This window comes from [Lactobacillus] rogosae, assembly GCA_900112995.1.
In the GTDB taxonomy this organism is placed as follows: domain Bacteria; phylum Bacillota; class Clostridia; order Lachnospirales; family Lachnospiraceae; genus Lachnospira; species Lachnospira rogosae.
The window spans coordinates 20,671-44,440 of record FONU01000013.1; the positions used below are offsets into that span (position 1 = coordinate 20,671).

Annotated in this window: 32 protein-coding genes; 31 read left to right on the forward strand and 1 reads right to left on the reverse strand. The window is 37.7% G+C overall.

What is annotated here, in order from left to right; all coding sequences use genetic code 11:
• The first annotated feature begins 276 nt into the window (after window positions 1–276).
• The 4 genes from tuf (at window position 277) to BM157_RS06610 (ending at window position 4,989) form a co-directional block, all read left to right on the forward strand.
• A complete protein-coding gene (gene tuf / locus BM157_RS06595) occupies window positions 277–1,470 on the forward strand; it encodes an elongation factor Tu (protein ID WP_055177107.1) in 1,194 nt (397 codons plus the stop codon).
• 647 nt (window positions 1,471–2,117) lie between these two features.
• Complete coding sequence (locus tag BM157_RS06600; RefSeq protein WP_090140424.1) at window positions 2,118–2,597, forward strand: heme-binding protein; 480 nt, start codon at window positions 2,118–2,120, stop codon at window positions 2,595–2,597.
• A gap of 41 nt (window positions 2,598–2,638) precedes the next feature.
• Window positions 2,639–3,760, forward strand: a complete 1,122-nt coding sequence (locus BM157_RS06605) for a Gfo/Idh/MocA family protein (RefSeq protein WP_090140426.1) — start codon at window positions 2,639–2,641, stop codon at window positions 3,758–3,760.
• A gap of 68 nt (window positions 3,761–3,828) precedes the next feature.
• The gene (locus tag BM157_RS06610; RefSeq protein ID WP_090140428.1) at window positions 3,829–4,989 is read left to right on the forward strand and encodes a Gfo/Idh/MocA family protein; all 1,161 of its coding nucleotides are present in this window, start codon (window positions 3,829–3,831) and stop codon (window positions 4,987–4,989) included.
• A 78-nt stretch (window positions 4,990–5,067) separates the two neighbouring features.
• Here BM157_RS06610 and BM157_RS06615 read toward each other — a convergent pair whose 3' ends face one another.
• Window positions 5,068–5,967 (reverse strand): class I SAM-dependent methyltransferase, encoded by a 900-nt coding sequence (locus BM157_RS06615; RefSeq protein WP_090140430.1) that lies wholly within the window; start codon window positions 5,965–5,967, stop codon window positions 5,068–5,070.
• A 328-nt stretch (window positions 5,968–6,295) separates the two neighbouring features.
• Here BM157_RS06615 and BM157_RS06620 point away from each other — a divergent pair, with 328 nt between their 5' ends.
• From BM157_RS06620 to BM157_RS06750, 27 genes are all read left to right on the forward strand, one after another.
• Window positions 6,296–8,485: a SulP family inorganic anion transporter gene (locus BM157_RS06620; RefSeq protein ID WP_318255845.1), complete on the forward strand. Its 2,190-nt coding sequence runs from the start codon at window positions 6,296–6,298 to the stop codon at window positions 8,483–8,485.
• 39 nt (window positions 8,486–8,524) lie between these two features.
• Complete coding sequence (locus BM157_RS06625; RefSeq protein ID WP_090140432.1) at window positions 8,525–10,441, forward strand: ABC-F family ATP-binding cassette domain-containing protein; 1,917 nt, start codon at window positions 8,525–8,527, stop codon at window positions 10,439–10,441.
• 444 nt (window positions 10,442–10,885) lie between these two features.
• The gene (rpsJ, locus tag BM157_RS06630) at window positions 10,886–11,200 is read left to right on the forward strand and encodes a 30S ribosomal protein S10 (protein WP_022203557.1); all 315 of its coding nucleotides are present in this window, start codon (window positions 10,886–10,888) and stop codon (window positions 11,198–11,200) included.
• Between the two features lie 256 nt (window positions 11,201–11,456).
• Entirely contained in the window at window positions 11,457–12,092 is a 636-nt protein-coding gene (gene rplC, locus BM157_RS06635; protein ID WP_055177126.1) for a 50S ribosomal protein L3, read from the forward strand.
• 28 nt (window positions 12,093–12,120) lie between these two features.
• On the forward strand, window positions 12,121–12,741 hold the full coding sequence (gene rplD, locus BM157_RS06640) for a 50S ribosomal protein L4 (RefSeq protein ID WP_055306849.1): 621 nt from the start codon (window positions 12,121–12,123) through the stop codon (window positions 12,739–12,741).
• Window positions 12,741–13,040 carry a 50S ribosomal protein L23 gene (rplW, locus tag BM157_RS06645; protein WP_055177131.1) on the forward strand — a complete coding sequence of 100 codons (300 nt, stop codon included), beginning with the start codon at window positions 12,741–12,743 and terminating at the stop codon, window positions 13,038–13,040. Before rplD ends, rplW begins: the two co-directional genes overlap by 1 nt.
• 62 nt (window positions 13,041–13,102) lie before the next feature.
• Window positions 13,103–13,945 (forward strand): 50S ribosomal protein L2, encoded by an 843-nt coding sequence (rplB, locus tag BM157_RS06650; protein WP_055177134.1) that lies wholly within the window; start codon window positions 13,103–13,105, stop codon window positions 13,943–13,945.
• 63 nt (window positions 13,946–14,008) lie between these two features.
• Window positions 14,009–14,284, forward strand: a complete 276-nt coding sequence (gene rpsS, locus BM157_RS06655) for a 30S ribosomal protein S19 (RefSeq protein ID WP_055177138.1) — start codon at window positions 14,009–14,011, stop codon at window positions 14,282–14,284.
• Window positions 14,285–14,313: 29 nt separating this feature from the next.
• Window positions 14,314–14,700, forward strand: coding sequence for a 50S ribosomal protein L22 (gene rplV, locus BM157_RS06660; protein ID WP_055177141.1), 387 nt, complete (start codon window positions 14,314–14,316; stop codon window positions 14,698–14,700).
• Between the two features lie 32 nt (window positions 14,701–14,732).
• A complete protein-coding gene (rpsC, locus tag BM157_RS06665; RefSeq protein ID WP_055177144.1) occupies window positions 14,733–15,392 on the forward strand; it encodes a 30S ribosomal protein S3 in 660 nt (219 codons plus the stop codon).
• A complete protein-coding gene (rplP, locus tag BM157_RS06670) occupies window positions 15,392–15,829 on the forward strand; it encodes a 50S ribosomal protein L16 (protein ID WP_055177147.1) in 438 nt (145 codons plus the stop codon). The genes rpsC and rplP overlap by 1 nt, the downstream gene beginning before the upstream one ends.
• A complete protein-coding gene (rpmC, locus tag BM157_RS06675) occupies window positions 15,819–16,019 on the forward strand; it encodes a 50S ribosomal protein L29 (RefSeq protein ID WP_012738580.1) in 201 nt (66 codons plus the stop codon). The genes rplP and rpmC overlap by 11 nt, the downstream gene beginning before the upstream one ends.
• Before the next feature lie 47 nt (window positions 16,020–16,066).
• Window positions 16,067–16,324, forward strand: coding sequence for a 30S ribosomal protein S17 (gene rpsQ / locus BM157_RS06680; protein WP_022501133.1), 258 nt, complete (start codon window positions 16,067–16,069; stop codon window positions 16,322–16,324).
• 48 nt (window positions 16,325–16,372) lie between these two features.
• Window positions 16,373–16,741: a 50S ribosomal protein L14 gene (gene rplN / locus BM157_RS06685; RefSeq protein ID WP_022501132.1), complete on the forward strand. Its 369-nt coding sequence runs from the start codon at window positions 16,373–16,375 to the stop codon at window positions 16,739–16,741.
• A gap of 11 nt (window positions 16,742–16,752) precedes the next feature.
• On the forward strand, window positions 16,753–17,067 hold the full coding sequence (rplX, locus tag BM157_RS06690; RefSeq protein ID WP_022204434.1) for a 50S ribosomal protein L24: 315 nt from the start codon (window positions 16,753–16,755) through the stop codon (window positions 17,065–17,067).
• A 21-nt stretch (window positions 17,068–17,088) separates the two neighbouring features.
• Window positions 17,089–17,628, forward strand: a complete 540-nt coding sequence (rplE, locus tag BM157_RS06695) for a 50S ribosomal protein L5 (protein WP_022204433.1) — start codon at window positions 17,089–17,091, stop codon at window positions 17,626–17,628.
• A gap of 19 nt (window positions 17,629–17,647) precedes the next feature.
• Window positions 17,648–17,833, forward strand: coding sequence for a type Z 30S ribosomal protein S14 (locus BM157_RS06700; protein WP_012738585.1), 186 nt, complete (start codon window positions 17,648–17,650; stop codon window positions 17,831–17,833).
• A 173-nt stretch (window positions 17,834–18,006) separates the two neighbouring features.
• Entirely contained in the window at window positions 18,007–18,402 is a 396-nt protein-coding gene (gene rpsH, locus BM157_RS06705) for a 30S ribosomal protein S8 (protein ID WP_022204432.1), read from the forward strand.
• Between the two features lie 82 nt (window positions 18,403–18,484).
• Window positions 18,485–19,027, forward strand: coding sequence for a 50S ribosomal protein L6 (gene rplF, locus BM157_RS06710; protein ID WP_022501131.1), 543 nt, complete (start codon window positions 18,485–18,487; stop codon window positions 19,025–19,027).
• A gap of 19 nt (window positions 19,028–19,046) precedes the next feature.
• Window positions 19,047–19,415 carry a 50S ribosomal protein L18 gene (gene rplR / locus BM157_RS06715; protein WP_022204430.1) on the forward strand — a complete coding sequence of 123 codons (369 nt, stop codon included), beginning with the start codon at window positions 19,047–19,049 and terminating at the stop codon, window positions 19,413–19,415.
• Between the two features lie 22 nt (window positions 19,416–19,437).
• Window positions 19,438–19,947, forward strand: coding sequence for a 30S ribosomal protein S5 (gene rpsE / locus BM157_RS06720; RefSeq protein ID WP_022501130.1), 510 nt, complete (start codon window positions 19,438–19,440; stop codon window positions 19,945–19,947).
• A gap of 48 nt (window positions 19,948–19,995) precedes the next feature.
• Complete coding sequence (rpmD, locus tag BM157_RS06725; RefSeq protein ID WP_022204428.1) at window positions 19,996–20,181, forward strand: 50S ribosomal protein L30; 186 nt, start codon at window positions 19,996–19,998, stop codon at window positions 20,179–20,181.
• Between the two features lie 28 nt (window positions 20,182–20,209).
• Entirely contained in the window at window positions 20,210–20,650 is a 441-nt protein-coding gene (gene rplO / locus BM157_RS06730; RefSeq protein WP_022501129.1) for a 50S ribosomal protein L15, read from the forward strand.
• Window position 20,651: 1 nt separating this feature from the next.
• Complete coding sequence (secY, locus tag BM157_RS06735; RefSeq protein WP_022501128.1) at window positions 20,652–21,971, forward strand: preprotein translocase subunit SecY; 1,320 nt, start codon at window positions 20,652–20,654, stop codon at window positions 21,969–21,971.
• 78 nt (window positions 21,972–22,049) lie between these two features.
• Window positions 22,050–22,694: an adenylate kinase gene (locus BM157_RS06740; protein WP_055177150.1), complete on the forward strand. Its 645-nt coding sequence runs from the start codon at window positions 22,050–22,052 to the stop codon at window positions 22,692–22,694.
• Window positions 22,695–22,701: 7 nt separating this feature from the next.
• Window positions 22,702–23,457, forward strand: a complete 756-nt coding sequence (gene map / locus BM157_RS06745) for a type I methionyl aminopeptidase (protein WP_055177153.1) — start codon at window positions 22,702–22,704, stop codon at window positions 23,455–23,457.
• Between the two features lie 20 nt (window positions 23,458–23,477).
• Window positions 23,478–23,741 carry a KOW domain-containing RNA-binding protein gene (locus tag BM157_RS06750; RefSeq protein ID WP_022501125.1) on the forward strand — a complete coding sequence of 88 codons (264 nt, stop codon included), beginning with the start codon at window positions 23,478–23,480 and terminating at the stop codon, window positions 23,739–23,741.
• The last annotated feature ends 29 nt before the right edge of the window (window positions 23,742–23,770 follow it).

Here is a 23,770-nt window from a genome sequence, read left to right on the forward strand (position 1 = left end):
TCTGGCTGATGTCAGATGACTTAATAATTATCTTGATTATATAATGTACTGCGGAATACGTGTTACTGTATTTCGCAGTGGTATATATCAGGCAGATTTGTGTATATAATAAATATGTAAATTTGCCGTATAATTCAGATAAAAGTATTGGTTTACTATGCTTTTACTCAAAATATAGTTGAAATATTCTTTAAAAGATAATATAATAGATTTCAGCTATGAGAAGTCTGCTTGCAGACAAATATTCTATTTAATTAATTAGGAGGATTTTAAACAATGGCAAAGGCTAAATTTGAAAGAACAAAACCACATTGCAACATTGGTACAATTGGACACGTAGATCACGGTAAGACAACTCTTACAGCTGCTATCACAAAGACTCTTCATGAGAGACTTGGTACAGGTGAAGCTGTTGCATTTGAAAATATTGATAAGGCTCCAGAAGAAAGAGAAAGAGGTATCACAATCTCTACAGCTCACGTTGAGTACGAAACAGAGAAGAGACACTATGCACACGTTGACTGCCCAGGCCATGCTGATTATGTAAAGAACATGATTACTGGTGCTGCTCAGATGGATGCTGCTATCCTCGTTGTTGCTGCTACTGATGGTGTTATGGCTCAGACAAGAGAGCATATCCTTCTTGCTCGTCAGGTTGGCGTTCCTTACGTAGTAGTATTCATGAACAAGTGTGATATGGTTGATGATCCAGAACTTCTTGAATTAGTTGATATGGAAATCAGAGAACTTCTTAACGAATATGATTTCCCAGGCGATGATACACCAATCATCCAGGGTTCAGCTCTTAAGGCTCTTGAAGATCCAAACAGCGAATGGGGTGATAAGATTCTTGAACTTATGCACACAATCGATGAGTATGTTCCAGATCCACAGAGAGATACAGATAAGCCATTCCTTATGCCTATCGAAGATATCTTCTCTATCACAGGTCGTGGTACAGTTGCTACTGGTAGAGTAGAAAGAGGTGTTCTTAAGGTTAACGAGGAAGTTGAAATCGTTGGTATCCACGAAGACATCCGTAAGGTTGTTGTAACTGGTATCGAAATGTTCAGAAAGCTCCTTGATGAAGCAGAACCAGGTGATAACATTGGTGCTCTTCTTAGAGGTGTTCAGAGAGATGAGATCCAGAGAGGACAGGTTCTTTGTAAGCCAGGTTCAATCACACCACACCACAAGTTTACAGCTCAGGTTTACGTATTAACAAAGGACGAAGGTGGACGTCATACTCCATTCTTCAACAACTACAGACCACAGTTCTACTTCAGAACAACTGATGTTACTGGTGTTTGCGAACTTCCAGCTGGTACAGAAATGTGCATGCCTGGTGATAACGTAGAAATGACAGTTGAACTTATCCATAACGTAGCTATGGAGCAGGGTCTTCGTTTCGCTATCCGTGAGGGTGGTAGAACAGTTGGTTCTGGTGCTGTTGCTACAATCATTGAATAATTGTTATTTAATACAGTAATTTTAAGGGTTTCCGAGATTTTTCGGAAGCCCTTTTTTTGTTCTGAAATAAATGAAAAAATAGCAAAATAAGTTTAATAGCGGTGACTAAACGATGTCATAAAACAAATAATCTTTAAACAAAATTGAAACAAATAATATTCTATTTTGTAAATACTATGTCTTCTTCGGCATAGATCCTAATAAGCGATGATTACTCTATAAATTTAATTTTGTCATTTTTGATACAAGAAAGGATTGCTGTTACAGCATCAGACTCATTTATAAAATCTACAGTTTATCGATAGTAGGTCTTATATATAATATGGTTGGTTGTTAATAGAGTATTTCAACAGGAAATCACACAGGTGCTATTGTCAATTTACGAGGAACAAGTTAGAAAAAATTTATCATAATAAATAAGTGAAAGTAAAATTATTAAATATTTTTTTAATGTTTATAAGACTATATAAATGATATGATGTGAGTGTCAAAAGTGAATTTTGTCACTCACCGTTGTATCGGGATTGCTACATTGCTATGCAATTCACACATACGTCATAATATAACAGACAAAAAAAGAAGCAACTGTAAAACAAGTTGGTAGATAAAATACAAAATAGAATAATAGATTAAAGGGGTAAAAAGGTATGACTGCTAAAGAACTTATGAAACAATGTGAAGCTGAAGAGAAAGAATTGAAATTCAGAGAGTTTTCATCAGAAACAGCACTTGCAATTGGGATGGCACTTATAGAAGAAGCGAAAAAACGTGACAATAAAATATGTATAGATATTGCAATAGCCGGAAGAAGATTGTTTCATTATTCCAGTGATGGTAATGCTGTAAGTAATGATATTATGATTGAGCGTAAGAAAAAGACGGCGATGCATACTGGACATAGTTCATTATGGGCACACTATATGCTTGAGGATTGCGGTATGAATATTAAAGAAAAATGGGCTTTAGAACCATCAGAGTATGCACAGGTAGGAGGCGCGTTTCCAATAAGACTTGAGAATTGCCAGACAGTAATAGGTACAATAACATGCTCTGGTTTTAATCATGAACAGGATCATAGTATTATTATAGATGTTTGTAGAAAACTGAAAAGAGAAAGTGTTTTGTAAATTAATTGATATTATTTATTTTCAGGAGGTATGAAGCTTATATGGGTAAGTATCATTTTATAATAATAGGCTCAGGCTGGCGTTCACTTTATTATGTCAGAATAGCAAAAGCAATGCCGGATATATTACGTCTTGATGCGATGTATTGCAGGACACAGGAAAAAGCAGATAAGATGGCAGAAGAATTCAGTATACACACTACAACTTCTATAGAAGAGTGTGTAGGTTATAAACCGGATTTTGCTGTTGTAGCAGTGAATAAAACAAGTATCTGTGATGTTTCAATAGAATGGATGGATAGAGGAATAACTGTTCTATCTGAGACACCAGCAGCATTGGATATGGATTCGCTTAAAAAGTTATACAGATATCATATGTCTGATGATAAAACAGATAAGAAACAGGTTGTTGCTGAACAATACAGGGAATATCCATATAATAAAGCACGGATTAATCTTGTTAATAGTGGTGTACTTGGCGATATCAGTTGTCTGAATATATCCATTGCACACGAATATCACGGTTTCAGTCTTATAAGAGCATATCTTGGTATAAAACCGGATGAAAACTACACGGTGTCAGGTAAAATATATGAATTTCCGACAACTCAGACACTTACGAGATATGACAAATTTACAGATGGCAGAACAGCTCCTAAAAAAAGATGTGTAGCAGTATTTGAGTTTGAGAGCGGAAAGGTTGCATGGTATGATTTTGACTCTGAGCAGTACCGCTCACCTATCAGAAAGAATATGATAAAGGTGCAGGGTGTCAGAGGGGAACTTATTAACAATGAGCTGTATTATCTTGATGATAAAAATGAAGGACAGTATCAAAAGATTGTGACAGATGTGAATGCAACGCACACCAAAGATACTAATCCTAACTTGTCTATCGTTCGTGAAATAGAGAAAATAATGTGTGGTGAAAATGTATTGTATGAACCGGAATTAGGGATGCGTGGTTTGTCAGAAGATGAAACTGCAATAGCAGGTCTTATGATAGGAACAGCAAAGTATAGCAGAGGTGAGGCAGAATCACCATATAGCATGGAAGATGCATTTGCAGATGCGTATGCGGCAATATTGCTTGATGAAGCAGTAAGGACAAGTAATAAGGTAAGTAGCTGTATTGAAAAGATATGTATAGCTAAAAATAAATAAATATTTTAATAATATATTATGAATTCAGAAAATATTTGTTAAAGAAGTAGAAAGGAATATTACATATTATGTCAGATAAAATATTAAGAGCAGCTCTTATAGGTGTTGGAAATATGGGAAAAAAATATGTACAGATGATAGTATCAGGTGAGGTATCCAATATAAAACTAACAGCAGTAGTTATACGAAGAGATGAACTTATGGAATGGGGAGAGACTCTTGTAAATACTGATGGTGAATATGTGAAAATATTCAGAAGTGCAGATGATATGTTTAAAGCAGAAGATGTAGATACATTATTTGATGCAGTAATTATAGCAACTCCTCATAAAACGCATGCTAAGCTTGCGATACAGGCATTTTCGCTAGGAAAGGATGTCTTGTGCGATAAGCCGGCAGCATCAGATATAGGAGAAGCACTTACTATGAATGAAGCAGCTAAAAAGAGTGGAAGAATATATGGTATGGTGTTTCATCAGAGATTATATCCTAAGTATATGAAGATTAAGAGTATGATTGATGCAGGTGAGCTGGGAGAACTAAGAAGGGTGAATCTTATTAATTCAAGATATTTAAGAACATCATATTATCATCATTCTGGCGCATGGAGAAGTAGTTTTACAGGTGAAGGCGGCGGCGCACTTATTAACCAGGGACAGCATATTCTTGATATGTTCCAGTATCTTTTTGGTATGCCGCAGAGAATGTTTGCACTTATACCATTTGGCAAATATAATGATTTTGCAGTAGATGATGAAGATACTATTATTATGGATTATGATAATGGCATGACGGCTTCATTTGTACTGACAACAGGAGAAGCGTGTCATGAAGAAAGACTGGAAATAATAGGAACAAAAGCAAAGCTGCTGCTTGAAGATAATACACTTACTATAACAAGACATCAGGATGTAGAAGAGTATATAAAAACGGAGATGGTTAATTCAAGGGAAAATATGCAATATGTGAAAGAAACAATTGAGTTTCCAAAGGCACCAGAGCCATATACAGAGCTGCTTAAAAGATTTGCCAGAGCTTCCTTAGAACATGATGATACATATCTTGTGTCGAAAGGTGAGGAAGGAATCAATTCCCTGATGTTGTGTGCAGGAGCTTATTATTCAGCATGTAATGGTATCCAGGTTAAGCTTCCGGTTGACGCGGAGGATTATAGCAGACTTATGGAAGAACTGATTATGAAGGAAAAGAGCATAAAGAATAATATATAAAAAATAATACAAGAAAAATAATATAAAAAACATAGTATAAAATGCTGCCACATAAAATGGCAGCATTTTAATTGGTAATTAATATTCAGAACCGCACCATCTTCCAGAAGCTCCGCAAGGAAGCACAAGTCCGTTAGCGGATACAGGAAGTCCGACTTCATTAGAACTACAGTAGCCGTCAAAATCTTTAAGTTCTGTGCTTAACATATAAGTAAGAACTGCTGGCTGAAGTCCTGTTGTATAGGAGTTGATAAGGAAGAATAATGGCTTGTCAGAAAGAAGCTTTGCACACAGCTTAACAAGTGGGTGTATAGCTTCTTCTATTTTCCATATCTCGCCCTTAGGACCTCTGCCATATGATGGAGGGTCCATAATAATAGCATCGTAGTGATTGCCACGTCTTATTTCTCTTTCAACAAATTTAACACAGTCATCGACTATCCAGCGGATAGGCTTGTCAATAAGTCCTGATGATGTGGCATTTTCTTTGGCCCACGCAATTATTCCCTTAGAGGCATCAACGTGTGTAACATAAGCACCAGCGGCTACACAGGCAAGAGTAGCACCACCAGTGTAGGCAAACAAGTTAAGAACCTTTATCTGTCTGTCAGGTTCATTATCTTTAGCTTTCTTTATAATTTCAGAGAACCAGTCCCAGTTGGCTGCTTGCTCAGGGAATATTCCTGTGTGCTTAAAGCTGAATGGCTTTAAGTTAAATGTAAGAGGAACATCAACAGAAGGACTTTCGTATTTTATTGTCCAGCTTTGTGGCAGGTCGAAGAATTCCCATTCGCCGCCTCCCTTAGAACTTCTGTGATAATGTCCATTCATATGTTTCCATCTGTTGTCGTTCTTAGGAGTGTCCCATATAACCTGTGGGTCTGGGCGGACAAGAATGTAATCGCCCCAGCGTTCAAGCTTTTCTCCACAGGATGTATCTATAACTTCATAATCTTTCCAATTATCTGCAACAAACATATTGTAATTAAGTCCTTTCTTGTTTAAGCATATATATTAAGTATATAACAGATTGTATGGTTGGGGCAATCAAAAAGTACAGCGATTAGGATATAATTAACGTATGGTAGTGTATAATAATCATTTAATACAGTGATTAGGATATAATTAATGTGCGGCGGTATGTAATATGTTAAATGTATAGTTGTGCATATATTGCGTAACTTGAAAAATATACCATTTTACTGTAACATATAACAGACAAAAAATATAAATTGTTATATGGTATTAGTGTTAAAAGTAACTATTGATAATTGCATAATATATATAAGGAAAGGAAAATGCACATTTGAAAAATATATCTTTTAAAACAGCAAAGAATGATATTATAGCAGGAATTATTGTGGCGTTAGTGTCAATACCAATATCTATGGGGTATGCCCAGATAGCAGGGCTTCCAGCGGCATATGGACTGTATGGTTCGCTTATACCAGTGCTTATATATGCTTTTACAACAACATCACCACAGTTCGTATTTGGTGTAGATGCAACGCCGGCGGTGCTTGTAGGTGGTACGTTATCGGCACTTGGCGTTACTTCAGGCTCTGAGGAAGCGATGAAGCTTGTGCCGGTCATTACATTTGTTGTTGCAATATGGCTCTTGATATTCAGTCTTATTAAAGCAGGACGAATAGTTAATTACATATCAACGCCGGTTATGGGAGGTTTTATAAGTGGAATTGGTATTACAATAATACTTATGCAGGTTCCAAAGCTGTTTGGTGGTTCTGCAGGTACAGGAGAACTTATTGAACTGGGTATCCACATATGGGGACAGCTTCAATATTTTAATGTGTTATCGGCAGTTCTTGGATTTGGAACAGTTGTAATTATACTTGTTGCAAAGAAATATATTCCGAAGTTTCCAATGTCAGTTGTGCTTATGGTGCTTGGTGCAATGGCAACAGCATTTTTACACATTGACAGATTAGGGGTTAAGCTTCTGCCTCACGTTGATTCGGGATTTCCGAAGCTTATGGTACCCGATTTTACATTATTAAAGACAGATACATCAGATATAATTATACTTGGACTTACCTGTGCACTTGTTATTATGGCACAGACACTGCTTGCCACTAATAACTATGCTAACAGATATGGATATAAGGTTGATAATAACAGAGAGGTGCTTGCTTATTCTTTAGCCAATATAGCTTCTTCGGTATCAGGAAGCTGCCCTCTTAACGGAAGCGTATCAAGAACAGGTATAGCTGACCAGTTTGGCTGTAAATCACAGCTTATGTCAGTTACAGCTTCAATTACAATGCTTGTTGTCGTGCTTTTTGCAACACCTGTGCTTGAATATCTTCCTGTGCCTATTCTTACAGGAATTGTCGTTGCTGCACTTATCGGAATAGTTGAATATAAGCTTGCTGATAAACTTAGAAAAGTCAACAGGGCGGAGTTCTTTATATTTCTTGCAGCTATGTTTGGCGTATTATTATTTGGAACTATATATGGCGTTATTATAGGTGTTATTCTTTCATTTATAGCGGTAATAATAAGGGCAGTTGTTCCTCCAAGATCATTTCTTGGCTGTATACCAGGACACGAGGGCTTCTATAATCTTAACCGTAACAAGAACGCTTTGCAGATAGAACACACGTTATTATATAGATTTAGTGGTAATCTTTTCTTTGCAAATGTGTCTACATTTTTGCAGGATATAGAAAATGCCATAAATGATGATACAAAGATTATAATAGTTGATGCGAGCGGTATCGGAAGCATAGATATAACAGCAGCAGACAGGCTTGTATCATTTAATAAAATATTAAAGGGCAAAGGAATACACTTTTATATAACTGAGCACGTTGACCATGTAAATGATCAGTTAAGGCAGTTGGGTGCTGGCTGTCTTGTTGAGGAAGGTGTCACAAGAAGAACAATATCGCTTGCTTTAAGAGATGCTGGTGTTGACAGGCCATATCCGCTTGTTGGCAGTCCTGAGCAGGTTGCTGTACACGAGGATTTTATTGAGGATAACGAAAGGCTTGCAGAGATAGAGTGGGCATTTGGCAAGGACGCCGCAGAATGGCTTGATAAATATGCCGTACAGGTTACAGATGACATTACAAGCAGTATTGATGTGGGGGCATCTGAGCTTGCAGAAAATGTTCTTGATAAGGCGGAAAGCAAGAATGCCTGGGGTAGAATTGGCTTATTTGATGAAGATGAACTTCTTGAGAGAGTTGAAATGCACTTATCTGAGCTTGCACAGAACAGCAATGCAGAAGAGTTAGAGGAGCATATTGAACAGAGAAGATTAAGGCTTGAGGCTAAGATTGCGAAGTTAAATCCGGATGCGTTAAAGCATTTAAGGGAACATAGAAAAGAAGTGTTACAGAGATTTAAAGAGAACAATCCAGAAGCGTATGCTCATATGATACAGCATAGAAAGGAACATATAAGCAGGCTGGAGAAAGAAAAGCCGGAGCTTGCTGCTAAGATGAAGGAATTCTATAAGCTTGATGATTAAACTGTCATATATCATTATATATAAGGGAAGGTTTTAATTGTGAATATATTAAATGTTGAAAAAGTGAGCAAAGCATTTGGTGAGAAAGTGCTTCTTGACAATGTCACACTTGGGATTAATAAGGGTGACAAGATCGGAATTATAGGAGTTAATGGAACTGGAAAGTCTACACTGCTTAAAATAATTGCCGGCATTGAAGAACCTGATGAGGGTAATATTATAAAAGGAAGAAAAGTTACTGTTACATATCTTGCACAGTCACCAGATTATATTAAAGATGAAAATGTACTTTCATATGTGCTTCGTGGCAAAGATTCATCGAATGAGCCAAAGGCGAAGGAAATACTTAATAAGCTGGGCATAGATGTATATGATGCTCCTATGGACAAGCTATCTGGTGGACAGAAAAAGAGGGTTGCATTGGCAAAAGTGTTAGTTGAACCTACAGAGGTACTTATACTTGATGAGCCGACTAATCATCTGGATAATGATATGGTTGTGTGGCTTGAGCGGTATATCAAGGCATTTAAGGGTGAACTTCTTATGGTAACGCACGACAGGTATTTCCTTGACAATGTAACTAACAAGATAGTTGAGATAGACCACGCAGATCTTTACAGTTATGACTCTAATTATTCAGGATTCCTTGAATTAAAGACTGAAAGAGAACAGATGGAAAGAGCTACAGAGGCTAAAAGACAGAACACATTAAGAAGAGAACTTGAGTGGATAAGGAGAGGCTGTCAGGCACGTTCAACCAAGCAGCAGGCAAGAATAGATCGTTTTGAAGATATGAAAGAAGCTTCAAGACAGGCAAGAGCTAAGTTTGACAAAAGCCTTATGGATATGAGCTCTGTAAGCAGACGTCTTGGAAGAAAGACAATAGAACTTAACAATATAACTAAAGCTTATAATGGACATACATACATTAATGATTTTACATACATTTTCTTAAGGGATGACCGAATAGGTATAATTGGAAGCAATGGCTGTGGCAAGTCTACACTTATGAAGATAATAACAGGACAGATACAGCCTGACAGTGGAAGTGTTGAGATAGGCGATACAGTTCATATAGGCTATTTTATGCAGGAGAATGAGCCTCTTGATGAGAATCAGACAGTGCTTGAGTTCGTAAGAAGCATAGGCGAGTATGTGCAGACGGTTGATGGAAAAGCAACAGCAAGCCAGATGTGTGAGAAGTTCCTGTTCCCGCCTAAGCAGCAGTGGACACCAATAAGAAAGCTGTCTGGAGGAGAAAAGAGAAGACTGTATCTTTTAAGTGTGCTTATGAGTGCACCTAATGTACTCATACTTGATGAACCAACCAATGACCTGGATATTGAAACGCTTGAAGTATTAGAGGATTATCTTGATGGGTTTGCAGGGATTGTAATTACTGTTTCTCACGATAGATATTTTCTTGACAGGACGGTTGATAGAATATTTGCATTTGAGGCTGGAGGCCACCTTACACAGTATGAAGGAGGTTATTCAGACTATAAAGAAAAATGTGTTTCTTCTATATATAATGCGTCAGAAAATGGAGTTTCAAAAAGTAATTTATCATTAGGCAGTAATAGTGTAGTGGCAGGTGTAGATGTAACAGCAGGAGGCACGGCAGCAGGAAGAGTATCAGGTGGCGATACGGATAGTGTGCAGAAGGCTGTATCTGGCAGTAAGACACTTACAAGCAAGGAATATAATAAGTCAAGAAGCGAACGTCTTAAGTTTACTTATAAGGAACAGAAAGAGTACGAAACTATTGATGATGATATAGCGGCATTGGAAAATGATATAGAAAGAATAGATGCAGAGATGTCTAAGTGTGCAACTGATTACGGAAAGCTTAATGACTTATCTAAGGAGAAGGCTGAAAAAGAACAACAGCTTGAGGAAAAGATGGACAGGTGGGTATATCTTAATGACCTTGCGGAAAGAATTGCAAATCAGTAAAAGGTGTGTGTAAATAAAGCAGAAATGTTTATAAATATTCATTAAATAATGCATATTGTGGATAAATAACAACTAAAATGGATAATAATTAAACCAGAAAAATATTACATGATTGTACTAAAAAAAAAACAATAAAATAATATTTTTCTGGTTGATTTTATAGTAGGGGTAGTGTATATTAATACTTGCTGTGACATTGATAGCGTAGAAGCGTGAGGTTGCTATCCGTGAGGGTAGGTTTTCCGTGGAGCGAATGTCAAGGCCGGTAAGTCCGGCGAAGAATCTGGCGACAAGTCACTGTACCTAATATCATCTGCAAGATGCAGAAATGACACGTTGGTTAATCGGGATATACCAATAGCGGTTTCTCGATACGCGTGGGAGTGTGTACAGTCACCGCTTGTCGTGCTTAAACAATAAAGTGCGAAGGAGGCGACTTTTTTTATGGCAAATCAGGTAATAAGAATTACACTGAAAGCTTATGATCATCAGTTAATCGATCAGTCAGCTAAGAAAATCATCGAAACTGCTAAGAAGACAGGAGCAAATGTGAGTGGTCCAGTACCTCTTCCAACAAAGAAGGAAGTAGTTACAATCCTTAGAGCTGTTCACAAGTATAAGGATTCAAGAGAACAGTTTGAACAGAGAACTCATAAGAGACTCATCGATGTATTATCACCATCTCAGAAGACTGTAGATGCATTATCTAAATTAGAAATGCCAGCTGGTGTATTCATCAACCTTAAGGTAATGAACTAATCATTACACAATTTTTCATTATTATTTAAGAGCAATAATCCTAAGGGTTTAATATAGAAGTAACGATACACGAAAGTGTAGCACAGTGGTGCGGGTTCCACTTATATTAGCTGTTCTAGGATGACAGGATGCGCTGTGCAAGCGTTATATATCGGGCGTTGAAACCGAAAGGAAGCCGCAGGTTTTTCTTTCAGATGAATATGCTCGAGCGAGCATATTCATCTTGTCCGCTGTAGATTAAACAGGAGGAATATCAATGAAGAAGGCAATTTTAGCTACAAAAGTCGGAATGACTCAAATCTTCAATGAAGACGGTGTTTTAACACCTGTAACTGTTCTTCAGGCTGGTCCTTGTGTTGTAACACAAGTTAAGACAGTAGAGAACGACGGTTACGATGCAGTTCAGGTTGGTTTTGCTGACATTAGAGAAAAGTTAGTAAACAAGCCTGTTAAAGGACATTTTGATAAGGCAGAGGTTCCTTACAAGAGATTCTTAAGAGAATTCAAGTTTGAAAATGCTTCAGAATACTCAGTAAAGGATGAAATCAAAGCTGATATCTTCGCAGCAGGCGATAAGGTAGATGCAACTGCTATTTCAAAGGGTAAAGGTTTCCAGGGCGCAATCAAGAGATTAGGCCAGTCAAGAGGACCTATGGCTCATGGTTCTAAGTTCCACAGACATCAGGGTTCAAACGGATCAGCAACAACACCTGGTAGAGTATTCAAGGGAAAAGGAATGCCTGGACATATGGGTTCTAAGAGAATCACAATCCAGAATCTTGAAGTAGTAAGAGTTGATGTTGAAAACAACGTAATCTTAGTTAAGGGTGCTGTACCTGGACCTAAGAAATCATTAGTAACACTGAAAGAAACAGTAAAGGCTAGCAAGTAGTTTTTACTAAGGAAGGAGGACCACACAGATGGCAAACGTATCTGTTTACAATATTGAAGGCAAGGAAGTTGGCTCAATCGAATTAAACGATGCAGTATTTGGTGTTGAAGTTAATGAACATCTTGTACACATGGCAGTAGTTAACCAGCTTGCAAATAATCGTCAGGGAACACAGAGCGCTAAGACACGTTCAGAAGTTTCTGGTGGCGGAAGAAAACCTTGGAGACAGAAGGGAACTGGTCATGCAAGACAGGGTTCTACAAGAGCTCCACAGTGGACAGGCGGCGGTATCGTATTTGCACCAAAGCCAAGAGATTATTCATTCAAGATGAATAAGAAGGAAAAGAGAATCGCTCTTCTCTCTGCATTATCTTCAAAGGTTGCAGAAAGCAAGATCGTTGTACTTGATGAGTTCAAGTTAGATGAAATCAAGACAAAGAAGTTCGTAGAAGTTATGAACAACTTAAAGGTTGAAAACGCATTAGTAGTTCTTGAAGGAGAGAACAAGAACGTAGTTCTTTCAGGAAGAAACATTCCTTCAGTTAAGGTTACAGCTACTAACGAAATCAACACATATGACGTACTTAAGTACACAACATTAGTTGTTACTAAGGCCGCTGTAGAGAAATTAGAGGAGGTGTATGCATAATGGCAAACGTACAGTATTATGATGTAATCCTCAAACCAGTTATAACAGAAAAGTCTATGGCTGATATGGCAGACAAGAAGTATACATTCTTAGTTCATACAGATGCTAACAAGACTATGATTAAAGAAGCTGTTGAAAAGATGTTCGAAGGAACAAAGGTTGCCAGCGTTAACACAATGAACAGCGTTGGCAAGAAGAAGAGAAGAGGAAGAACAGTTGGTACAACTGCTAAGACTAAGAAGGCAATTGTTCAGTTAACAGCTGATAGCAAAGATATCGAAATCTTTGAAGGACTTTAAGATTTAGCAACATTTAATAGTGTAGAAAACAATATTACACAAGCTCGAAAGGAGAGAATATAATGGGAATTAGAACTTATAACCCATATACACCTTCCAGAAGAAACATGACTGGATCAGATTTCTCAGAAATCACAAAGACAACTCCTGAGAAATCATTACTCGCTAAGAAGAGTAAGACTGCTGGCCGTAACAACCAGGGTAAGATCACTGTTAGACATCATGGTGGTGGAAACAGACAGAAATATAGATTAATAGATTTCAAGAGAAATAAAGAAGGCGTTCCTGCAAAGGTTATCGGTATCGAGTACGATCCTAACAGAACAGCTAATATCGCACTTATCTGCTACGCAGATGGTGAGAAATCATATATCCTTGCTCCACAGGGATTAACAGATGGCATGACAGTACAGAATGGTGCTGGTGCTGAAGTAAGAGTTGGTAACTGCTTACCACTTACAGAGATTCCTGTAGGTACACAGGTACACAACATTGAGTTATATCCAGGTAAGGGTGGACAGCTTGTTCGTTCTGCTGGTAACTCAGCTCAGTTAATGGCTAAGGAAGGCAAGTATGCAACATTAAGACTTCCTTCTGGCGAAATGAGAATGGTACCAATTATCTGCCGCGCAACAATCGGTGTTGTAGGTAATGGAGATCACAACCTTATTAATCTTGGTAAGGCTGGACGTAAGAGACATATGGGTATCAGACCTACAGTTCGTGGTTCTGTTATGAACCCTAACGACCATCCACACGGTGGTGGTGAAGGTAGAGCACCAGTTGGTCGTCCAAGCCCAATGACACCTTGGGGTAAGCCTGCTATGGGTCTTAAGACTCGTAAGAAGAAAAAAGCTTCTAACAAGCTTATCGTAAGAAGAAGAGATGGAAAGGCTATTAAGTAATTAATAGTACATTTTAATTAACATTTAACTAAGATTTGATAGATTATAAGGAGGTTTCAACCTATGGCTCGTTCACTTAAAAAAGGACCATTCGCGGACGAAAGCTTACTTAAGAAGGTAGATGCATTAAACGCATCAAACGACAAGCAGGTTATTAAGACATGGTCACGTCGTTCAACAATTTTCCCTTCATTCGTAGGCCATACAATTGCAGTTCATGACGGAAGAAAGCATGTTCCTGTATATGTTACAGAGGATATGGTTGGTCATAAGCTCGGTGAGTTCGTTGCTACAAGAACTTACAGAGGACACGGCAAAGACGAAAAGAAGAGTAGATAATTTGTATTATTTGAAAGGAGGTTTAATCGATGGCTAAAGGACATAGATCCCAGATTAAACGTGAAAGAAACGCTGTTAAGGACACAAGACCAAGCGCAAAGTTATCTTACGCAAGAGTATCTGTTCAGAAGGCTTGTTTCGTATTAGATGCTATTAGAGGCAAGAGCCTTGAAGAAGCACTTGGTATCGTTATGTACAACCCAAGATATGCTTCATCACTTATAGAGAAGTTATTAAAGTCAGCTGCTGCTAATGCAGAGAACAATAACGGTATGGACCCAAGCAAGTTATATGTAGAAGAATGCTACGCTAACAAGGGACCAACAATGAAGAGAGTCCATCCAAGAGCACAGGGTAGAGCTTATAGAATCGAAAAGAGAATGAGCCATATCACTGTAATATTAAATGAAAGATAATTGCATTTCCTAAAGAATAGAAAGGAGATTTTATGGGACAGAAAGTTAATCCTCATGGTTTAAGAGTCGGCGTTATCAAAGACTGGGACTCTAAGTGGTATGCAGAAGAAACTTTTGCAGATAACCTTGTAGAAGATTATAACATTAGAAAATTCCTTAAGAATAAGTTATATGCTGCAGGAATTTCAAAGATTGAAACAGAAAGAGCTTCAGATAGATTAAAGATTATCATTCACACAGCTAAGCCAGGTGTTGTTATTGGTAAGGGTGGTGCTGAAATAGAAGCACTCAAGAAGCAGGTTGAAAAGCTTACAAGTGCTAAGAGACTTAGCATTGATATTAAAGAAGTTAAGAGACCAGATAAGGATGCTCAGTTAGTAGCTGAGAACATCGCACAGCAGTTAGAGAATCGTATCTCTTTCAGAAGAGCTATGAAGTCTTGCATGGGAAGAACAATGAAGCAGGGTGCTAAGGGTATTAAGACATCTTGTTCAGGTCGTCTCGGCGGTGCTGATATGGCTCGTACAGAGTTCTATAGCGAAGGTACAATTCCTCTTCAGACACTTCGTGCAGATATCGATTACGGATTTGCAGAAGCTAACACAACTTATGGTAAAGTTGGTGTTAAGGTATGGATCTATGAAGGTGAGGTACTTCCAACAAAGACTAACAAGGAAGGGAGCGATAAGTAATGTTACTACCTAAGAGAGTTAAACATCGTAGACAGTTCCGTGGTTCTATGGCAGGTAAGGCAACAAGAGGTAACAGAATCACTAATGGTGAATATGGTATCGTTGCAACAGAACCATGCTGGATCAAGTCAAACCAGATAGAAGCAGCCCGTGTAGCTATGACAAGATACATTAAGCGTGGCGGTAAAGTATTTATAAAGATTTTCCCAGATAAGCCGGTAACAGGTAAGCCTATCGGTGTTCGTATGGGTAAAGGTAAAGGTAACTTAGAGTGCTGGGTAGCAGTAGTTAAACCTGGACGTGTTATGTTCGAGATTTCAGGTGTACCTGAAGAAACAGCAAGAGAAGCATTACGTCTTGCAACTCATAAACTTCCTTGCAAGTGCAAGATCGTTTCACGTGCAGACTTAGAAGGCGGTGATAACAGTGAAAATTAATAAGTATGTAGAAGATTTAAAGGCAAAATCAGCTGCAGAATTGAATGAAGAATTAGTAGCTGCTAAGAAGGAACTTTTCAATTTAAGATTCCAGAACGCAACAAATCAGTTAGATAACACTAGCAGAATTAAAGAAGTTAGAAAGAACATTGCTAGAATTCAGACTGTAATTGCTCAGAAGAATGCTTAAATTACATTTATAAATGTGTAAGTATTTCCTAAGAAAGGAGAATAACTGTGGAAGAGAGAAATTTAAGAAAAACTCGTACAGGTAAAGTTATCAGCAATAAGATGGATAAGACAATTGTTGTTGCTGTAGAAGATAACGTTAAGCATCCACTTTACAACAAGATTGTAAAGAGAACATACAAGTTAAAGGCTCACGATGAGAACAACGAATGTTTAATCGGTGACGTTGTTAAGGTAATGGAAACTAGACCTTTATCTAAGGATAAGAGATGGAGATTAGTTGAAATTATCAGCAGAGCTAAATAATTTTAACAATTTAGAATTAGAATTGATATTACTGAAAGGGGTAGTATTATGGTACAACAGGAAACCAGACTTAAGGTTGCCGATAACACAGGTGCTAAAGAAATTCTTTGCATCAGAGTTATGGGTGGATCTACAAGAAGATATGCAAATATCGGTGATGTGATTGTCGCTACTGTTAAAGAAGCAACACCAGGCGGCGTTGTTAAAAAGGGCGATGTTGTTAAGGCCGTTGTTGTTCGTTCTGTAAAGGGCGCACGTCGTAAAGATGGCTCATACATTAAATTTGATGAAAATGCTGCTGTAATCATCAAGGATGATCAGACTCCTAAGGGAACTCGTATCTTTGGACCAGTAGCTAGAGAGTTAAGAGAAAAGAAGTTTATGAAGATCGTTTCTCTTGCTCCAGAAGTATTATAGGAGGTACCACAATGTCAGCTGTAAGAATTAAAAAAGGTGATACTGTTAAGGTAATCGCAGGTAAAGACAAGGGCAAGACAGGCAAGGTTATGTCTGTAAATGCTAAGAACCATACAGCATTAGTTGAGGGCGTTAACATGGTAACAAAGCATGCTAAGCCAAGTGCAGCTAATCAGCAGGGTGGAATTCTCCACCAGGAAGCACCAATCGATATCTCTAACATCGCTTATGTAGTTAAGGGTGATAAGACATCTAAGATTGGTTATGACTTCAAGGATGGTAAGAAAGTTCGTGTTGCTAAGGCAACTGGCGAAGTTATCGATTAATAAAGGAAGGAGGCAATAATTTTGAGTAGACTTAGAGATTTATACGAAAACGAAATCACTAAAAAAATGACAGATAAGTTCGGTTACAAGAACCCAATGATGGTTCCAAAGATCGACAAGATCGTAATAAATATGGGTGTTGGTGAAGCTAAAGAAAATTCAAAGCTTCTCGATGCAGCAGTTAAAGAACTCGAGACTATTTCAGGTCAGAAGGTAGTTCTTACAAGAGCTAAGAATTCAATTGCTAACTTCAAGTTAAGAGAAGGTCAGGCAATCGGATGCAAGGTTACACTTCGTGGTGAGAAGATGTACGAATTCCTTGACAGACTTGTTAATCTTGCATTACCAAGAGTTCGTGACTTCAGAGGCGTAAGCGCTGAATCATTTGATGGAAGAGGTAACTATGCTTTAGGTATCAAAGAGCAGATTATCTTCCCAGAAATCGAATACGATAAGATTGACAAAGTAAGAGGTATGGATGTTATTATTGCAACAACAGCTCATACAGATGAAGAGGCACGTGAATTACTTAGAATGTTCAACATGCCTTTCAAGAATTAATTATAGGAGGTAAATTTTAATGGCTAAGACTTCAATGAAGGTTAAGCAGCAGAGAGCACCTAAGTTCTCTACAAGAGCTTATACACGTTGTACAATATGTGGTCGTCCACATTCTGTTTTAAGAAAGTACGGAATCTGCAGAATTTGCTTCCGTGAATTAGCTTACAAGGGTCAGATCCCAGGAGTTAAGAAGGCATCTTGGTAAGATGAATTGATAATTACAATATGTAATTAATCAACAGTGGTTTGCCACTATTACCTTGATATATATGCATTAACATAGTTATACGGCGTACTGCCGTATGCTATATATGCATGAACAATTGACGTAGTCCCGGTAAGGGAAACCAGTGAATTATTTAAGGAGGAACATTTAAAATGACAGATCCAATTGCAGATATGCTTACAAGAATTCGTAATGCAAACACAGCAAAGCACGACACAGTTGATATCCCATCTTCAAAGATGAAGCTTTCTATAGCTAAGATTCTTTTAGATGAAGGTTATATCAAGTCTTATGAGCTTGTTGAGAATGGTAATTTCAACGACATCCGTGTTACATTAAAGTACGGTGCTGATAAGAATGAAAAGATTATCTCAGGTCTCCAGAGAATTTCTAAGCCAGGTCTTAGAGTTTATGCTAGCAAGGATGAACTTCCAAGAGTTCTCGGTGGTCTTGGTGTTGCAATTATCTCAACAAACAAAGGTGTTGTAACAGATAAGGAAGCTAGAAAGCTGGGCGTTGGTGGAGAAGTTCTCTGCTTCGTTTGGTAATTTATAATAGATACTCACTCACAAAGAAAACACGTTCCTATTTTTAAAGTGTTTTCTTAATCAAAATTAGGAGGTGCACGGCATGTCACGTATAGGAAGAATGCCTATCGCTGTCCCAGCAGGTGTTACTGTTGAGATCGCAGAAAATAACAAAGTGACTGTAAAGGGTCCTAAGGGTACACTTGAAAGAGTTTTACCTGCTGAGATGGACATTAAGATGGAAGGTTCAGAAATCGTTGTTTCTAGACCTAACGACTTAAAGAAGATGAAGTCATTACACGGATTAACAAGAACATTAATTCATAATATGGTAATCGGTGTTACAGAAGGATATGAGAAGAAGCTTGAAATCAACGGTGTTGGTTACAGAGCTCAGAAGCAGGGTAAGAAGCTTGTATTAGCTTTAGGTTACTCTCATCCAGTCGAAATGGAAGATCCAGAAGGAATCGAAACAACTGTTGATGGTACTAACGTTATCATCGTAAAAGGTATTAGTAAAGAAAAAGTTGGCCAGTACGCAGCTGAAATCAGAGCTAAGAGAGCTCCAGAGCCATATAAGGGCAAGGGTATCAAGTACTCTGATGAAGTTATTAGACGTAAGGTTGGTAAGACTGGTAAGAAATAATTAAAGGAGTGAATACAAAATGGTTAGTAAGAAGTCAAGAACAGTAGTTCGTGAAAATAAACATAGAAAATTACGTAATCGTTTCAGCGGTACAGCAGAAAGACCACGTTTAGCTGTATTTAGAAGCAATAATCATATGTACGCTCAGATTATTGACGACACAGTTGGTAAGACACTTGTTTCTGCTTCAACACTTGATAAGGACGTAAAGGCAGAACTTGAAAAGACTAATAACGTTGAAGCTGCTACAGTAGTTGGTACAGTAGTTGCTAAGAAGGCATTAGAAAAAGGTATTACAACTGTCGTTTATGATAGAGGCGGATTTGTATATGAAGGTAAAGTAAAGGCATTAGCAGAGGCAGCAAGAGAAGCTGGCCTTGAATTCTAAGCGGAAGGGAGAAACAAACAGTATGAAACGTACAATAATTGATGCTAGCAATTTAGAATTAAGAGATAATGTAGTATCAATCAAGCGTGTAACAAAGGTTGTAAAGGGCGGACGTAACATGCGTTTTGCAGCTTTAGTTGTTGTTGGTGACGGCAACGGACATGTTGGCGCTGGTGTTGGTAAGGCAGCTGAAGTTCCTGAAGCTATCCGTAAGGGAAAAGAAGATGCCATTAAGCATTTAGTAGAAGTTCCTATGGACGAGAATTCATCAGTTCCACATGACTTCATCGGAAAGTTCGGAGGAGCAACAGTTCTTCTTAAGAAGGCTCCAGAAGGTACTGGTATCATCGCAGGTGGTCCAGCTCGTTCAGTACTTGAGCTTGCAGGTATTAAGAATATCCGTACAAAGTCACTTGGTTCTAATAACAAGCAGAATGCTGTATTAGCAACAATAGAAGGTCTTAAGTCTATGAAGACTCCAGAAGAAGTTGCAAGACTTCGTGGAAAGTCTGTTAGCGAGATCCTTGGCTAATTAACAAATAAACATTGATATAGTCGTTATTGACAGATGGAGGTTAAAATGGCTGATAAGAAGTTAAGAATAACTTTAGTTAAGTCTCCAATCAGTGCTGTTCCAAAGCATAGAAGAACTGTTGAAGCTATGGGTCTTACAAAGATGCATAAGACAGTAGAACTTCCAGACAATGCTGCAACAAGAGGACAGATTCAGCAGATTGGTTATATGTTAAAGGTAGAAGAAATTTAATTAATAAATCGGATAAGGAGGTGCAAAGATGGATTTATCTAATTTAAGCCCAGCAGAGGGCTCAGTAATGAGTGATAATTTCAGAAGAGGTCGTGGACATGGCTCAGGTAACGGCAAGACTGCTGGTAAGGGTCATAAGGGACAGAAAGCTCGTTCAGGAGCACCAAGACCAGGTTTCGAAGGTGGCCAGATGCCATTATATAGAAGAATTCCTAAGAGAGGTTTCACTAACAGAAACCGTAAGGAATTTGTTGCTATTAACATCAGCACATTAGAAAGATTTGATAATGGTGCAGAAGTTACAGTTGATACATTAATTGAATCAGGTATCGTTAAGAATCCTAAGGATGGTATCAAGATTCTTGCTAACGGTGAACTCACAAAGAAACTCAACGTTAAGGCTAACGCTTTCAGTGCTTCTGCAAAGGAAAAGATCGAAGCTCTTGGTGGTTCTTGCGAGGTGATCTAATATGTTAAAGACACTTGTAGGCGCTTTTAAGAACAAAGACATAAGAAAAAAGATTTTATATACTCTTATGATTCTTGTTATTGTTAGAGTAGGAAGTTTGCTTCCTATTCCAGGAGTAGATACAGAGTATTTCAGTAGCTTACTTAGTGGAATTAATACTGGTGATTTGAGCTATCTTAGCGCATTTACAGGAGGTTCATTCGAAAGAATGTCCCTCTTTGCGTTAAGCATAACGCCATATATTACTTCATCTATTATTATGCAGCTTCTTGCTATTGCAATTCCTAAGTTAGAGGAAATGCAAAAAGAAGGTGAAGATGGTAGAAAGAAGATTGCAGCAATTACAAGATATGTAACAATTGCTCTTGCTCTTATAGAGAGTATAGCTATGGCTGTAGGTTTTGGTAGATCTGGACTTATCAAGGGATATCAGGGCTTTAGTACATTACATTATATTGTAAGCATAATCGTAGTTGTTGCAGCACTTACAGCAGGTTCTGCAATGCTTATGTGGCTTGGTGAAAGAATTACTGAAAATGGTGTTGGTAATGGTATATCAATTGTACTTTTAATTAACATTATTTCTGGTATGCCAAGTGATTTTGCTACATTGTATAGCACATTTGTTGCACCTAGAACTATTGCAAAGGGTGTATTAGCAGCTGCAATTATTATTGCAATTCTTGTTGTAATGGTAGTTTTAGTATGCTTCTTACAGGATGGAGAGAGAAGAATTCCTGTTCAGTATTCACAGAAGGTTAGTGGCAGAAAGACATTTGGCGGACAGTCAACTAATATACCTTTAAAGGTTAATACTGCAGGTGTAATGCCTGTTATTTTCGCATCATCACTTATGCAGTTCCCTGTAATTATTGCACAGTTATTTGGAAAGTCATACGAATGGACCAGATATTTAAGCTCTTCATACTGGTGCAGAATATCAGCACCTAAGTATTCTATCGGGTTAATATTGTATATTGTATTGCTTATAATATTTGCATACTTCTATACATCAATTACATTTAATCCAATTGAAGTAGCTGATAACTTAAAGAAAGCTGGTGGAGTTATCCCTGGTATAACACCTGGTAAGTCTACTAGTGATTATCTTAATAATATATTAAACTACATCGTATTCGTAGGTGCAGTTGGATTACTCATCATCGCATTAATACCTATTATGTGTACAGGGTTCTTTAATGCAAGCGTTTCATTTGGTGGAACATCAGTAATCATCATCGTTGGTGTTGTACTTGAAACATTAAAGCAGATTGAATCGCAGATGGTTAATCGTTATTATAAAGGATTCTTAAGCGAATAGCTTATAAGTATTAGATGACTTGCCTGACAGTAATGTTGGGCGAGTCCTTTGTATATAAAAAAGAAATGAGGTAAACATATGAAGATTATTATGTTAGGAGCTCCTGGAGCTGGTAAGGGAACACAGGCAAAGAAAATAGCTGAAAAATACTCAATTCCTCATATTTCAACAGGAGATATTTTCAGAGCAAATATCAAGAATAATACAGAACTTGGCAAGAAAGCTAAGACATATATGGACAAGGGTGAGCTTGTACCAGACGAATTAGTTGTAGACCTTATAATGGATAGATTTAAGGAAGCTGACTGTGTTAATGGATATGTATTAGATGGTTTCCCAAGAACAATACCTCAGGCAGAAGCACTTGATAAGGCACTTGCTGCTAATAATGAAACAGTAGACTACGCTATTAACGTAGAAGTTCCAGACGAAAATATTATCAATAGAATGTCAGGAAGAAGAGCTTGCGTTGGTTGTGGTGCAACATACCATATCGAGTTCAATCCTACTAAGGTTGAAGGCATATGTGATGCTTGTGGTGAAAAGCTTATATTAAGAGATGATGATAAGCCAGAAACAGTTAAGAACAGGTTATCTGTATATCATGAGCAGACACAGCCATTGATTGATTACTATTCAAAGAAGGGTGTATTAGCTGAGGTTGATGGTACACAGTCAATGGAAAATGTATTTAATGCAATTGTTGATGTTTTAGGAAAGTAGGCTGAATATGTCTGTAACAGTTAAATCACAACGCGAAATCGAATTAATGAGAGAAGCTGGCAAGATACTTGGAACAGTCCTTAATGAACTTGAAAAGGAATGTAAACCGGGTGTTACAACTTATCATATTAATAAGATTGGTGAGGAAATGATAAAAAGCTACGGATGTATTCCTTCATTTAAGGGATATCAGGGGTATCCAGCCGCAATATGTGTATCAGTTAATGACGAGATAGTACACGGAATTCCATCAAAGAAGCGTGTACTAAAAGAAGGTGACATAGTAAGCCTTGATGCAGGAGTGATACACAAGGGTTATCATTCTGATGCCGCAAGAACTTACGGTATTGGAAAGATAAGCGATGAAGCGGCTAAATTGATAGAAGTGACAAGACAAAGTTTCTTCGAGGGTATTAAATATGCCAAAGAAGGATGCCACTTATATGAAATCTCCAATGCAATTGCACAATATAATGAGTCGTTTGGATATGGAGTTATCAGAGATCTTGTAGGTCACGGAATAGGAACAGAACTTCACGAAGAACCAGAGATACCTAATTTCAGACAGGACAGAAGAGGTATCAGGCTTTATGAGGGGATGACACTTGCGATTGAACCTATGGTATCAGCAGGCGATTATAAAGTCAGATGGTTAGATGATAACTGGACAGCATCAACATTTGACCATTCATTATCAGCACATTATGAGAATACTGTGCTTGTAACGAAAGCTGGACCAGAAATACTATCATTAGTAGAATAACTGATAATGGAGGGCAGGATTTGAATAATTATATAGGATATTTTGCTACATCATTAGCAGGACACGATAAGGGATTAACATATGTTATTACAGGTGTTGATAATGAATATGTATATGTAACTGATGGCAGGCTCAGGCAGGTTGATGAGCCTAAAAAGAAAAAGTTAAAACATATTCAGCTTATCAAAATATGTGACGATACAATAAAAGACAAGATAAGTCGTAATATTAAGCTGACCAATGAAGATATTAAACTTGCAATTAAGAAGTATAATAACCGGTAAAGCAAACAGAGATTTAATAATAAGGAGGC